Origin of the sequence: Pseudovibrio japonicus (assembly GCF_014651595.1) — a bacterium.
In the GTDB taxonomy this organism is placed as follows: domain Bacteria; phylum Pseudomonadota; class Alphaproteobacteria; order Rhizobiales; family Stappiaceae; genus Pseudovibrio; species Pseudovibrio japonicus.
The window spans coordinates 17,991-31,410 of record NZ_BMXE01000013.1 but is presented as its reverse complement, the minus strand read 5'-3'; the positions used below and the strand labels follow the sequence as shown (position 1 = coordinate 31,410).

The following is a 13,420-nucleotide window of genomic DNA, read 5'->3' as shown; positions in this document are numbered from 1 at the left end:
TAAGAGTGTGGCAAGGCCACAACCAACACCAAGCATAGCCTGTCGTCTGTTCATAGGGTTACCAGAGCCTCAGTTTAACTTTGAGCCCCAAGTGCTTTTGTGACCAACAGATTCTACTCAAGAAACATTCCCCCTTAGCTCTTTGAGTGACTTTTAGGCATCGCGCAGCTTTGAACAAAGCTGCGCTTAACAACGCTATGGCGAAGAAGCTGAAGACCAACTGCGCATTCAATGACGATTTGATTCGGAAGATGTGTCGTGCGCAGGCAATCGCCTTTGAGTGGCAAAGCTCTAGGAAAGCCCGGTGAAGTTATAGTGCTTCTGAGCATCAAGCCTAATACACGCCACGCTCAGAAGGTCACTCAAGCGCTTGCCTTTTCTGGCTCGGTCTTTAGCTTTTCAGCACCCATCTTCTTGAGCGTTTCCTCATCGACGAGTTTTGTGATCAAAGGATGCATGCGCAATGGACCTGTCTTGGCCACCTGCTTGAAGTTTGCGAGGACAGACGCTGTCATTTTCTGGCTTGGAGCGATGACATCAAGCAACCAGTTGATATCGCCAGAGGTCCAATCATCTGCTTTCAAACGGAGCGGGAATGTACCAGCCCGGATTTGCTCGCGGATCTTTGCGTCAACTTCAGGTGAAACGCTGGCCCAGATAGCCATACCAGCCACATCAGCCAAATCGCTTTCCTTTCCCTTCTCGGGATATGCGATTGCTACGCGGTCTCGAATGAGAGGATCGAGGACGAGATGCTGCAGGTCTCCGATTGTCTGATTACGATATCGCGGCAACATCATCATGGCCATGGTGATCTTGCCAAAGCTCTCGCGAACCTGAGAGCGGACCTGAGCGATCTTTTTGAGAACCTTCGGATCGGTTGTAACACCTTCCGGTTGCTTTCCATTTACCGCTTTCACTTCAGAATCAGCGTCTCCAGCAACTCCAATCTCGTTTACCTGATCCTCTTGAGAGTCGCTCGAACCATTCAATGACATTATTTGCACTTCCAAGTTGTATAAATCAATAATTAAATGGTGATTGAAACATACAACTTAGTCAACACATCGAAAGATGAATTCAATTTAGGTTTCTCACGAATATACCGATATAATTTTAGATATATTGAGTAATAAAATTAAGCCACTATGAATTATGGCATTTTAGCGTTCGAATCACCTGTAATCATTAGAATCTCGGCGGTGGAAACAGTAAGCTTCCTTACGTCACTCCCTTTTCATTACTTAATCAATTAAAAGTTGTGTGTTGGAGAGGTTGATTGAAAAACTTACTTGAGCGACTGCTACAGATCAGGCGGTTGTGTCGCATAGTTCATTCGGTTCCCAAGGCTTTTCTGCAACTTTGGGCCATCGACTGCATGAGCCCTACTTGATAGGGGATTTGCAATGTCAGAGTTCAAGTATCGTCGGTTTCAAGAGAGAGTTCAGAGATCGGCCGCAGAAGGGCAACACTACCGCATAGCTGGCCTCAATCTACTTGCCGCCATCATCATCTATTGGAACACAGATCACCTCGGTTGCGCTGTATCAAAGCGCAAACAAGCTGGCTTGGATTGCCCACCCGAACTTCTGGAGCACATTTCATCGCTCGGTTGGGCTCATTTCCTACTAACTGGTTAATACAGGTAGCTGAAACGATCCCCTAACTGCGTGATAGAATAGCCAGACTTCAGGTTCTCGAAGACTGTTTCAGACGGAGTACTGGTCGGCAAGACTACTAAAGAACGCAGGGCCATCAACCATACTCGGACTCGGCAGCACCCACCTTTCCCATGATCCTCTGACAAGGTGCCGTGCGCTATCTTTTCTCTCGCAGAAGCCAGATGAAGAAGATGCCGCCGAGGAGGCCGGTGATGATGCCGATTGGCATGTCCTCGGGCTTCATCAATGTACGTGCGGCCACGTCTGCGAGGAGGAGGAAGATTGCGCCAAATAATGCTGAGACCGGGATCAGGCGCCGGTAGTCGCCGCCCACAAACAAGCGCACGATATGAGGGACCATAAGCCCCACGAAGCCGATCATCCCCGAAAACGCGACCATCACTCCTGTAATCAGCGCGCCAATCACGAAGGTTTCCAGCCGGAATCTGGAGACGGATATGCCAAGTGTGGTCGCCGTCTCATCGCCAATCGTCATAGCATTGAAGTACCCTGCCCTCAGCCACAACCAGCCCCCGCACAGAACTAGCACGACCAGCGGGTACACAAGATGCCCCCACTGTGCCAGACCTAACCCGCCGAGCATCCAATAGACCACACTGTGTGTCGCCCGTGGGTCTGCCAGAAAGATGAGAATGTTGGCGCCCGCCATCAACACAAAACTCACCGCCACACCAGTCAGCACCAGCCGGTCCGCACTGGTCGCGCTGGTAAACCTTGCCACACCGATCACAAGGAAGGTCGCCCCAAGCGCACCTAAGAATGCCAGCAATGGCACCGTCAGCGTGCCCAGAAACAGTCCTGTATGCAGCAGCGCCAACACTGCCCCAAACGCTCCACCAGCTGAGATACCGATCAGGTGAGGGTCTGCCAACGGGTTGCGGGTGACCGATTGAAGGCAGGCCCCCACAATGGACAGCCCTGCCCCCACCATGATCGCCAGCAGTGCACGGGGCAGTCGGATTTGCCAGAGAATGTTCTCACGCCCTGCGGACCAGCTCGGTTCAACCAAACCCGGCACCAACTTGTTTGCAAGAACACCCCAGACCGTCTCCATGGAAATGGAAACCGCGCCCACAGAGACAGCAAGGCAAACAGAAAGAACCAGCGCAGCCAACCCCACGCAGCTGATCTGCAGTAAATGATGAGAACGGACCACCTTAGGGGCCGCAAAGACGCCGGTTCCTTCGCTCATGCTTAGTTCTCCCAGAACGCGGCTGCGAGCTTCTTGATCGCCTTAATGTTGCGGGGCCCTGGCGTTGCTTCAGCATATTCCAGCGTCACGAACCGGTCATTCTTCACCGCGTCCATATCTGCGAAAGCGGGATTGTTGAGCATGAACTCGCGCTTCTGCTGAGCAGTTACTTCGCCGTAGTTCACAATCACGATGATCTCTGGGTTTGCCTCAACAACGGCCTCCCAGTTCACCCGCGCCCAGTTCTTCTCAAAGGTATCCATCACATTGCTGCCGCCAGCAGCCTCAATCAACGCCGTTGGCATGGCATAACGCCCTGCAGTGAATGGGGAATCTTCTCCGCTATCATAAACAAAGATCCGTGGCGGAGTGCCTGAAACCTTCAAACCAGCTTTGAACTGGGCAAGCTCGTCACGGTAGCGCTGCACCAGCTTTTCCGCCCGTGCCTCAACGCCAAAGATATGGCCAAGGTTCAGCAGATCATTGTACATGTCATCCATGGAAACCTTCGGTTTCGCGCCAACATGAATGCAGCTTTCGGTCAGCTCATACACTTTGATGCCAAACGGCTCCAGCGTCTGCGGTGTTACCTCACCGCCCACACGCATACCGTAGTTCCAGCCTGCGAAAAAGAAGTCAGCATCAGCGCCAATCAGCACTTCCTTGCTCGGATATTTCGGAGAAAGCTCCGGCAATGCGGCCACCTGATCAGTCAGCTCCGCATCCAGCGTCTTCCAGCCAGAAACGCCGGTGTAGCCGACCATCTTATCCTGCAAGCCCAACGCCAGCATCATCTCTGTCAGGTTGGAGTCGTTAGAAACCGCTCGCTGCGGCACACTGGAAAATTCCACCGTGCGATTACAGCTTTGGACGGAAACCTCTGCCAGAGCAGCAGAAGAAGAAAGCAGCGCAATTGCCAGCGCCAAACCAAATTTTCTCATGGGAAGAGGCCTTATGAGTGAAGTTCAAATGTAAGGAGGGATTGTTGCCCGGACATCAGCTGGTCATGCGTGGCGCGCACTTGAAACGCCTGTGAAACCAAAGCAGGTGAAAGGACCTGCTCCGGTGCCCCAAAGCCAAGCATTTGCCCATGATCCAGCAGCAGGATCTGATCACACACCTGAGCTGCCATGTTCAGGTCATGCAAACTGGTGATGATCGTCAGATTCAGCTCTTCAATCAGCTTCAGAATTTCCAGTTGGTGGCGAATGTCCAAATGGTTGGTGGGCTCATCCAGAACGAGCAGTTTCGGCTCCTGTGCCAGCGCTCGCGCCACCATCACCCGCTGCCGCTCTCCGCCAGAAAGCGTGCCGAACAATCGCCCGGCGAGCCCTTCCAGCTGTAAAGCATGGATTGCACGGTCCACCACCTGCCGATCGCGTTCTCCGGAAGCTGCCAGCCCGCTGCGATAGGGCGTTCGCCCCAGCTCCACAATCTCGCGCACCTTCAGGGCAAAATCCATCGGCTGTTCTTGCAGCACGGCGGCCACCCGCTGCGCTGTGGCTCTGGCCGAGAGAGACCAGATGTCATCACCATCAACGCAGACTTGCCCGCTCAACGGCTTGTTGAAGCGGTAAAGCAGCCGCAGCAGGGTCGACTTCCCTGCCCCATTCGCGCCGACAACGCCAAGCGTCTGCCCTGCCGCCAACTCAAAACTCAGCGGCTTTAGGACAAGCTCAGACCTGCGCTCTGGCGCCCAGGAAACCTCACGAACTGAAACAGAAGCTGCGCTCATGCCCGCGCATCCGTGCACGGCTCAACCCAAATCGGGTCACCCAAGCTATAGAAAAGATAGGAAACAGGCCTCATAACGCCCTCCGCGTTGCAGCAGGGGCAAAGAGAAACCGGAGATGAGAGAGGCTTGCGCCAATGCAACCATTATGGCCTCCTTCCGGGACGCCCCGCCCGGGTTGAAGTGGAACATAATGGCAGGTCTCCTGACTCGCGGGTCCATGCTCAGCCAGCCTTCCCGGTTCTCACCAGTGGCACGTTGGCTTCGCTCTCCGCTTACAGTTGCGGGGGCAGTCACGGATTTGGCGCCTGTTGGCTACACCGCACCGTGTTCCCTTTTAATCCCAAGGCCTTTCGCACCTCAGAAACCATCGCTGCGGATATTGAGATTAGTGCCTCCCAATTGCAAGAGCAATCTTGCCATAGCTTGCTACAGCTGTTGAAAGGTGCGGTTGCCGGCTTAGTTTCGTCTATGCGCCGCGAAAGAGGTGGCCTCAGCTATCATCGGAGATGGTTTTCGGCTCCTGAGGTCAGTGCAGAAATTTTGGTCACTTCCCAGGGCTGAGTATGGATTTTGGTTCAATCAACATCACCTCACAAACACCACCAATAGCAACCGGGCAATGTTCCACACCATGTGGCACAACGATAAATTCGCCTTCACTTATGATCTCATCCCGATCACGAAACTTCATCATCAGTTTGCCTCTGTGAACGAAGAACATCTCGTCTTCAATGGCATGATGGTGCCAGGTTAGTTCACCTTCAAACTTGGCGAGTTTGATGTCCATGTTGTTGACCTTACCAGCGACGGTCGAATGCCATGTATCCGTGATTTTAGCAAAAGATTCCTCGAGATTTTCCGGGCCAAATGGCGAGATATGGTTGTTGACGCCTGCTACGTCCCGTTGAATGGAGCGAAGCTGCGTTTCAAGTTCTGGACTGTCTGCAGGATAGTCGCCATCCAGCGCGGCTGTGCCAATCGTGAAGCCAGCAGCTCCGGTTTTACGAACACTCTCGATCCGCTCACGAGAACCGATTGAACCGGCCATAATAACTGGCTTGTTCACGGCAGCACAAACAGCCGCCATTAATCCGGTTACGTTTTCAGATGAACGATAGGCCAACAAGTCCAACCCGTGGACGCCCTCGCGAGAGGCAAGGTCTTCTGCGCTTGCAACAATTTCGTCGATTGAGCCCATCAGTTTGCTTGGGTGCCCCTCGATTTTCCCAGGGAACGGGTAGTATTGAATGCCAGTGTCTTTGAGAAGAGGTAAGACCGCATCAACGTGCGTTCCGCCTAAAAGAATGTCGACGCCGATATCAACTGCGGCTCTGGCAGAAACCAGTTCGCTTTCTTCGTCCAGCGAAACGACTTCTAGATAACTGGTCGCTCCGCCCTCCTTAATTGCAATGTTCAAATCTCTCAGCTGATCAAACGGCAGGCCAACGTCCTTGAAGCCAATATGATGCACGCCCGCAGCTAACGCAGTCTTCAGGTGTTGCGCAGCGTCCTCGACGGTTTCGTCGTTTCGTGTGAGCATAAAAATAAAGCGTAGACCCATTATGCTACTTCCTTCTGTTTGGCTGCCACCAATCGGCTAGCATACTCAAATGTCGTTTCTAAGCTCGCGGGATGTAGAAGATCGTCTGACGGTGCGGGGCTTGTTCTTTCCTGCGAGACACTCTGGAACTGAGTAAGCAAATTTGGGCATGTCTTTGCTGGCAAAATCCGGTGGGACAGCCCAACACCCGATGATAAGTGGCACCTCGACGAATGGGTCGTCAAGATCAACGGTATTGTTCCTGATATCCTGAAGCAGTCACGGCGCAAAAATAATAGGTGGCGAGCACGCCTTCGTGTCCTAATTTAAAATCGCCTGACAGTACCGTGGGCGGGGCAGCCGGTCACCCCTATCAACGCATAAAAACCTTCTTCATCTCAAACCAACGCAATTTTCGACGCAAACGTCGGTTTTAGAAGGTCGAAATAACTATCTATTTGATTTAATTATATTTTCTTCTTAGGGGTGCACGCGTGCACCCCCTGTGGGCATGAAATTGCACGCGTTCAATTGGATTGGGCGAGGCCGAACAGGGACTTGTGCAGCGCCAATTCTCCGTCCACTGCCCGATCAATACAAGCGCGGAAGTATCCGCCCGGGCTGGAGATCAACAGAGGATCACGCAGGGCTTTTTCGGCGGTTGTTGCCAAAACTGCGGCGGCGATGTAGCGCCCTACCCTGCCCTCTGCTTGCTGCCAGGCCGAGGGAGACAGGCCGATCAAGAGCGAGATATCCCCGCTGCTGTCGATCAGGTCTGACCAGCTGGAGACCTCAAATCCCAGTGTTTCCTGCAAGTTGACAAGGGCGCCCTTCAAGAGCCCTAAGGAGATATTCTCCAGACCGTCATCATGGGTCGAGTTTTTGGCCTTGGCAGTGATTTTGCTTTTTGGCGTTTCTTCAAAAGCCTTTTTGATCCCGGCTTGGTCGGGATCTTCATGATTTGAGTGATCAGCGTGAGCTGATCGCCGTTCTATACTACTTAAATTAGGAGGTTGAGGGTTTGTATTATTATAAGGGGCGTCATGAATGTCACCCGCGCAGGACATCTCTTCAATAAAAGAAGCTTCAGTTTCCTCTTCAGCGCTCTCCCGCGAGAACAGGGCAACGGCCATCTCATAGATGCCTTGCAAAACTTCTGCCCGCTGCAGAACCATCATAGGCTTCTCGCCCAGCAACTCAAGCGCCTGATCAATCTCGGAAAAGTCGAGCTTCTCTTTTTCGGCAAGAATGGACATATCCTCGATCGCACGCAGCAAGCGGTTCACGGTGCGGCGGGCGTCCTTCTCCTGTTTCAGGCGCTGAGCAAAAGCTTCCCCAAGTTCTTTCAGCTCATGCACGCGCTGGCGGGCAGGAGAAAAGTCAAAGCCAAACCCACGCTCAATCTCACCGCGTTTGCCATTGCGGAACTCACCGCGGTGAATGTAACGCCGCCCGGTTGGGCTGTCGCGATAAGCCATAATGCCTGCTTCCACCAAGCGCTTCAGGCAACGCATAACTGTGCGTTTGGAGCGGCACACATATTCTGCCAGCTTTTCATTGGAGATCGCCACCAGCGGTTTGCGGTCTGGCTGCCAGTCATCGGCGCCGGTCAAACCAATAAGAATATCAAGGACGTGATAACAGGTACCATCAATGCCCAGGGCAGGGGCTGCCTTCTTCAACGCCATCGCCACTTCGCCCTTGGACGTGGTGACAATGTCATTAGCGAGCGCCAGATGCTGCGCCTTCATCATAGCCGGCGTGAGCTTTCGGAATGAGGCGACCCCTCCAGAATTTTGCATAGCAGAACCCCTTCACGCCACCACATTGATAGCGCGTTTAAAACGCACGAGACCACTCGTGCTCCACATTAATTCAGCAAAACGAAGGGCAGGGTGCAGAAAACCGTTCCGCCTAACGAGTCAGGCGATTGATTTTTCCAGCAAGGAGAAGTACGGTGAAGTTGATGTTACGGTACTTCAGAGTTGCCACTCTGTTTGCCTATTTGAATTCTGGCTCTGCAGATTACCGTCTGCAGGGCCGTTTTCATGTAAGCGCCTAGGTCATGCGCTTTCCTCCACCTTGTCCTGACGCTGTCTCTCTTCACGCTTGAACTCCTCGAGCAGCGTTTCCATCTTTGTGCTCAAAAACTGCGAGAATGCCGCTGCCTTTGTATCATCCGGCCAGACAATCTTGAATGTGCGCGCGCCGCGTGTTTCCACCAGCGGCTTGCCATCTTCAGTGCTCAGCACAACAGCTTTGGTATTGGTGCCCTTGGGCCGCGAGCTTACCGCACTTGCATCGGAGGGGGATAACTTTCCATCCACCACCTCAAGGGCAACAGCCGAATCGTGTAGCCAGGTGAAACGATCGACGCTTGCCATCGCATCCCACTTGCCTGAGCTTTGAAGGCCCGCCAAGCTTTTCCGCAACCGTTCCGCCGCACCATTTGTCTCACAGACTTTGGCCACAGCTTCCCACTTGACCCGGCCAATACCGGGCGCAGAGCCAACAGATTCAATAAGATCGTTGGGAACGCGGCGAATAATGCTGGTGAGTTTAGAGACGCGGGTTTTATCGCCAGCGCCAACAGCAGCGGCGACAACCTCGCGGGTAAACGTTTTGCTGAGCTGGGCCGCGAAGAAGCATTGCTGAATATAAGTCAGGTTCTTGCGTTCTTCGTTTTCCTTGCCCTGAGCGATAACAAGTTGCTCATCGCTCATCTCTTCAACAACAGCACGCACCGCAATATCAAGCTTCTGACAAGCCTTCACACGGCGATGGCCATAGGCAATCTGGTAGTAACCGTCGCGCTCCGGGTGAGGGCGCACCAGCACCGGAACCTGCTGGCCGTTCTGGCGAATGCTCTCGACCAGACTATCCAGTTCTTCATCCACCAGCTCAAACGCACGGTCCATGGCCAATGATGGCAGCAGCAGTTTGGCGTCAAGGTTTTTGATGATCAGGCTTGGATCGACCGGATCGGCGCGCTGTTCGGTCAGCGAATGCAGGGCGGCGCCCAAGCGGCCAACTGCACTTTGCTCACGTGGTTTCGGGCGAACCTCGGCAGTATCAGCCTCAGGAATACGCGCGGCACCGGCGTTGTTGCCGGTCATAATTGCACTGAGTTTGCTTTTGTTTTTCTTACGTTTATCGTTCATGAGCGGCCCCAATAGGTTTTGAGGATCTCTTCCATTTCCTGATTGACTTTATTGAGTGAATCCAACGCCCTGTCATAGGTTTTGCCGTTAAAGTTGGACCGTTCGGCCTCATAGAGCGTCTGCTGCACGTTACCGGCCTCGGCAATGGCGGAGCTGCGCAACATGGTGCTGGTGAGCACGTTTTGCAGCTGGCTGCGCAGCATGGTCACCACGTCCGTTTCAGGACGGCTGGTGTTGTCGTGACGGGTAATCAGGTACTGAAGAGTTTTAGGCGCCAGATATTCAGGCCCCAGCTGCTTGGCGACCGTGCTTTCAAAGAACTCATTATGCGCGATCGAGGTCGCCAGATACTGCGCCATGGATTCACAATCGATCCACTGCGGGTGAATGGTCACCAGCAAATGATCGGCAGCAAATGAGGCAGCGTTGGACAGATACCCCAAGCTTGGCGGGGTATCGCAGATGATCACATCGTAATCCGCTTCCACATCCTCAAACGCCAGCTGCAGACGGGTGAAGTAAAGCTTGCGCTGCAAACAATCGGAAAGAGCTGCATGCTCCCGATTTAGTTCTTCTTCCAGCTCACGAAGCCGCGTGTTGGTAATGCCCTTTTGCTTGCGCTCGTCCTCAATATCCGCAATGCGGTTGCGAATGCCCGGCTCTTCCTGGCCCGCCAACGTGGCGTAGTGCGGCGCGAAGAACTCCCATTCCGTCAGGAACGGGCTGCCGACAGCCAGATCAAGATTGGCAAAATAGGTTTTTTGAACCACATCGCTCAAGGAAGCCGGGTCATTATAGCGAATGGCTGCAAACAGGGACTCGTCTTCAGGCACCAGCTCCGGCACCACGCCCAGCATCGAGGAGGCAGAGCCCTGCGGATCCAAGTCCACCAGCAAAACGCGGTAGCCTTGCAGCGCCAGATACTGCGCCAAATGCACCGAGGTGCAGGTTTTGGCAGAGCCGCCCTTAAAGTTGGAGCAGGCGATAATCTGCAGGTCCTCATCGTCCTTGCGACGCGGATCATAAAACGTAGCTTTGGCTTTGTCCTCGCCCGCTTTTTCCGCCAGATAGGCGCGGATCTGGTTCATTTGTTCCAGCGCATAAAACCGGCGCTCGCCGCGGCCAACCTTCTCAATCTCCAGCCCCATCTCATCAGCAGACAGCGCCAGATAGCGCGGCGTGATGCCCAGATAGGCCGCCGCCTCGGACGCAGGAAACTTGCGCAGAACTTTTTCGGCTGTGGGCGGAAACTGAGACTGCGCCAAGGCCGCCAATGTGCTAGACAGCGCCTTGTGGTCCGCTTTCATCTGAGCCAGCATCACGCCGCGCTCCAGTGTCTCACTATCCATTTCCTAGTTCACCCGAATTTTTAAATTAAACAGGAATTCATTAAATTCTCTGCAGTTCTTATCGGGAAGTCAACGACTGGTTGGTTAACGAACACTTAACGTACATTTCCGCGCATCATTGTCCAATCCATCCATAGCAGTAATGCTTTGTTTTTATTGGTGTTATTGAAACGGTAGGGTCGCGCACCCAGCTCAGTAGTTCAAGAAAATTAGGAAGGGATAACGTTTCGGATGAAGTGATTCCCTCCCAATAACGGTATGACCGCAGCTTGTTGGAAAGCCCAAATTCGATTCTGACAGACCTTCGCTTTCACCCTGATCGGGACGTTTTTCACGTTGAATGCGCTCCTAAGGATCGTTTTCATCCCGTTCGGGATCTTTTACTTCCCATTCAACTTCATTGTGCTAAAATCATCCCGAAGGGGACGAAAATGGCAGATATTTCCGATACGGTTGCGCTTGGAAAGGTGATCCGGCAAGCCCGCAAGCAACAAAGTCTGACGCAGGAACAATTGGCCGCGCTCTCCGGCGTCGGCCCGCGGTTCTTGCGCGAGTTGGAGCACGGCAAGGAAACCAGCCGTATCGGTTTGGTCTTCGCCGTCCTTAATACACTCGGTCTTAGCGTTCAGATTACGGGCAGGGGAGGGGACATATGAGCCGTACTTTGGATGTCTATCTTCACGAAGCCCTGGCTGGAACTTTAGAGCAAACTCCGGAAGGGGTGCTCACGTTCGCCTATGATCTCAACTACTTGCAGGCTAAAGAGCCAACCATCTCTGTCAGCATGCCCCTTCGCGAGCAGCCCTATGAGGATGGCGTTGCCCGCCCGTTTTTCTCCGGCCTTTTGCCAGAAGAACGCGCCCGCCGCAGGTTGGCCGCCGCACTCGGCGTTTCAGAACGCAATGCCTTTGGGCTGCTCGAAATCATCGGCGGCGAATGCGCGGGTGCTCTATCTTTGGTTCCTCAAGGACAACCTTTGCCGGAGTTCTTGATTGAAGACACAGAGGCACTCAGTCCCGCGCAATTGACTAAAGTCCTGCACATTTTGCGTGACCGTCCGTTGCTCGGGGGAGAGCAGGGGGTCCGCCTATCTCTGGCCGGAGCCCAAGACAAACTGGCGGTAGCTGTTCAAGACGATCAAATCATCCTACCCCGCGATGGACGCCCGACAACCCATATCCTCAAGCCTTTCATTGAAGGACTGGACGGTACTGTCGAAAACGAGCTGTTCTGCATGACACTGGCCCGCCGACTGGGCTTCAACGCGCCAAAGGTCTCAAAGGGTGTTGCCGGTGACACGCCCTATATCCTCATTGAGCGCTACGACCGCCTCCACCAACCAGACGGAACCATTCGCAAACTCCATCAGGAGGACTTCTGTCAGGCCCTGAGTGTGGCGCCCGAGCTCAAGTACGAGCAGGAAGGTGGACCGGGTGTCGAACAAGCACAGGCACTCATACAAGCTCAGACCCGCAGACCAGCCGCAGACCGGCTCACCTTTCAACGCATGTTGACCTACCATTACCTTGTAGGCAACGCCGATGCACACGCCAAGAACTACGCACTTTTGTACAGCAACCCTACGCCTGACCTCGCCCCCCTTTACGACGTCATCTGCACAACTGCCTATCCGCGCCTTGCCAAAAAAATGGCTATGAAAATCGGAGGCCGCGATAAGGCTGATACGCTCTTGCTCAAAAACTGGCAGTCACTGGTTCCAGAAACCAAAGCGGCGCAAAGATTGCTGAACACGGAGCTGACCAAACTCGCGCAAAAGATAGTTCCCGCTGCCCAAGGGCTTTTAGAGGAGCTGGCAGAGGAGGGGATCAGCCACCCAATCCTACCCCGCGTCCAAAAAATTATAGAAACCCGCAGCCGCTTACTAATGGAGCAAGTCGTGCAAGAATGAGAGTGGTAAATCCCGCAGGGCGCTTCTTGCCTGCCTCCAGGAAGTCTTCAAACGGATGCTGTTGGTTCTTTGACTAGGCTCAGGACTCATAGCCAGAATATTACGGTTGCAGCGATGTAGATTACAGATTTGAATATACTGGCACAGCGATCGTATCGCATTGCAATGCGGCGCCAGTCCTTAAGCTTAGCGAACAGGTTTTCGACCTTATGCCGTTTTCTGGAAGTTCTGGTGCAATACGGAACTTACTTTTTACGCGTCTTGCGTAAAGGGATGTAGGCTTCAATGTCCTGATCTGTCACGGTTTTTCTGACCTTGTTGCTGTCATAGCCCCGATCTGCAATCACGACCCGGGATGCAGGTAGATCCGACAACAGCACCTCAGCTCCCTTATAATCACTGGTTTGCCCGGCTGTCAGATGAAGCCTGATCGGGCGGCCAGCGCCATCACCTACGGCGTGCAGCTTTGTGTTCATTCCCCCTTTTGTGCGTCCGATCAGGCGCGGGTCGCAACCCCCTTTTTGAGACTTGAAGCAGTGCGGTGGGCTTTGAGGTGTGTTGCATCGATCATCAGGACATCAGCCTCAGGGCCCGTAGTTCTGGCCAGTTCCCCAAAGATCTTTTCAAAAATACCTTTGTGCGACCAGCGTGCAAACCGGTCATTTAAAGTCTTGTGCGGGCCGTATTCCTGAGGCGCATCCCGCCAGCGTAATCCATTGCAAATAATAAAGATAATACCACTTAACACACGTTGATCATCAACCCGTGGCCGGCCATGTGATTTAGGAAAGAAGGGGCGCAGGCACTCCATCTGAATTTCAGTCAGCCAGAACAAATCACTCACGTCAAACC

The 13,420-nt window shown here is 53.5% G+C and carries 11 protein-coding genes, 1 pseudogene and 1 riboswitch; of the genes and pseudogenes, 3 read left to right on the top strand and 9 right to left on the bottom strand.

The features are described from left to right. Window positions 1–362: 362 nt before the first annotated feature. Window positions 363–998, bottom strand: a complete 636-nt coding sequence (locus tag IE076_RS22125; protein ID WP_189438970.1) for a toxin-activating lysine-acyltransferase — start codon at window positions 996–998, stop codon at window positions 363–365. Between the two features lie 408 nt (window positions 999–1,406). On the opposite strand from IE076_RS22125, the gene IE076_RS22120 reads away from it, so the two are divergent. After that, a complete protein-coding gene (locus IE076_RS22120; protein WP_280514310.1) occupies window positions 1,407–1,640 on the top strand; it encodes a Tn3 family transposase in 234 nt (77 codons plus the stop codon). A gap of 178 nt (window positions 1,641–1,818) precedes the next feature. Here the strand turns inward: IE076_RS22120 and IE076_RS22115 are convergent, their stop codons facing one another. The 7 genes from IE076_RS22115 to IE076_RS22085 form a co-directional block, all read right to left on the bottom strand. Further along, entirely contained in the window at window positions 1,819–2,874 is a 1,056-nt protein-coding gene (locus IE076_RS22115; protein ID WP_209009407.1) for a FecCD family ABC transporter permease, read from the bottom strand. Between the two features lie 2 nt (window positions 2,875–2,876). Beyond that, entirely contained in the window at window positions 2,877–3,815 is a 939-nt protein-coding gene (locus IE076_RS22110; protein WP_189438969.1) for an ABC transporter substrate-binding protein, read from the bottom strand. An 11-nt stretch (window positions 3,816–3,826) separates the two neighbouring features. Beyond that, the gene (locus IE076_RS22105; RefSeq protein WP_189438968.1) at window positions 3,827–4,609 is read right to left on the bottom strand and encodes an ABC transporter ATP-binding protein; all 783 of its coding nucleotides are present in this window, start codon (window positions 4,607–4,609) and stop codon (window positions 3,827–3,829) included. A gap of 175 nt (window positions 4,610–4,784) precedes the next feature. Next, window positions 4,785–4,993, bottom strand: a riboswitch (cobalamin riboswitch). Window positions 4,994–5,153: 160 nt separating this feature from the next. Then, window positions 5,154–6,170: a cupin domain-containing protein gene (locus IE076_RS23045; protein WP_189438967.1), complete on the bottom strand. Its 1,017-nt coding sequence runs from the start codon at window positions 6,168–6,170 to the stop codon at window positions 5,154–5,156. A gap of 506 nt (window positions 6,171–6,676) precedes the next feature. Continuing rightward, the gene (repC, locus tag IE076_RS22095) at window positions 6,677–7,951 is read right to left on the bottom strand and encodes a plasmid replication protein RepC (protein WP_189438966.1); all 1,275 of its coding nucleotides are present in this window, start codon (window positions 7,949–7,951) and stop codon (window positions 6,677–6,679) included. A gap of 261 nt (window positions 7,952–8,212) precedes the next feature. Continuing rightward, window positions 8,213–9,310 carry a plasmid partitioning protein RepB gene (gene repB, locus IE076_RS22090; protein WP_189438965.1) on the bottom strand — a complete coding sequence of 366 codons (1,098 nt, stop codon included), beginning with the start codon at window positions 9,308–9,310 and terminating at the stop codon, window positions 8,213–8,215. After that, complete coding sequence (locus tag IE076_RS22085) at window positions 9,307–10,659, bottom strand: AAA family ATPase (protein ID WP_189438964.1); 1,353 nt, start codon at window positions 10,657–10,659, stop codon at window positions 9,307–9,309. The genes repB and IE076_RS22085 overlap by 4 nt, the downstream gene beginning before the upstream one ends. A 431-nt stretch (window positions 10,660–11,090) precedes the next feature. Between IE076_RS22085 and IE076_RS22080 the strand changes: the two genes are divergently transcribed. Further along, on the top strand, window positions 11,091–11,315 hold the full coding sequence (locus IE076_RS22080) for a helix-turn-helix domain-containing protein (RefSeq protein WP_189438963.1): 225 nt from the start codon (window positions 11,091–11,093) through the stop codon (window positions 11,313–11,315). Beyond that, window positions 11,312–12,568, top strand: a complete 1,257-nt coding sequence (locus IE076_RS22075; protein ID WP_189438962.1) for a type II toxin-antitoxin system HipA family toxin — start codon at window positions 11,312–11,314, stop codon at window positions 12,566–12,568. The genes IE076_RS22080 and IE076_RS22075 overlap by 4 nt, the downstream gene beginning before the upstream one ends. Window positions 12,569–12,654: 86 nt before the next feature. Here the strand turns inward: IE076_RS22075 and IE076_RS22070 are convergent. Further along, window positions 12,655–13,412, bottom strand: a pseudogene (locus tag IE076_RS22070) (IS5 family transposase). Window positions 13,413–13,420 lie beyond the last annotated feature (8 nt).

Coding starts and splice junctions, on each gene's coding strand:
- IE076_RS22125 (WP_189438970.1), bottom strand. CDS start 998: ATGTCATTGAATGGTTCGAGCGACTCTCAAGAGGATCAGGTAAACGAG.
- IE076_RS22120 (WP_280514310.1), top strand. CDS start 1,407: ATGTCAGAGTTCAAGTATCGTCGGTTTCAAGAGAGAGTTCAGAGATCG.
- IE076_RS22115 (WP_209009407.1), bottom strand. CDS start 2,874: ATGAGCGAAGGAACCGGCGTCTTTGCGGCCCCTAAGGTGGTCCGTTCT.
- IE076_RS22110 (WP_189438969.1), bottom strand. CDS start 3,815: ATGAGAAAATTTGGTTTGGCGCTGGCAATTGCGCTGCTTTCTTCTTCT.
- IE076_RS22105 (WP_189438968.1), bottom strand. CDS start 4,609: ATGAGCGCAGCTTCTGTTTCAGTTCGTGAGGTTTCCTGGGCGCCAGAG.
- IE076_RS23045 (WP_189438967.1), bottom strand. CDS start 6,170: ATGGGTCTACGCTTTATTTTTATGCTCACACGAAACGACGAAACCGTC.
- repC (WP_189438966.1), bottom strand. CDS start 7,951: ATGCAAAATTCTGGAGGGGTCGCCTCATTCCGAAAGCTCACGCCGGCT.
- repB (WP_189438965.1), bottom strand. CDS start 9,310: ATGAACGATAAACGTAAGAAAAACAAAAGCAAACTCAGTGCAATTATG.
- IE076_RS22085 (WP_189438964.1), bottom strand. CDS start 10,659: ATGGATAGTGAGACACTGGAGCGCGGCGTGATGCTGGCTCAGATGAAA.
- IE076_RS22080 (WP_189438963.1), top strand. CDS start 11,091: ATGGCAGATATTTCCGATACGGTTGCGCTTGGAAAGGTGATCCGGCAA.
- IE076_RS22075 (WP_189438962.1), top strand. CDS start 11,312: ATGAGCCGTACTTTGGATGTCTATCTTCACGAAGCCCTGGCTGGAACT.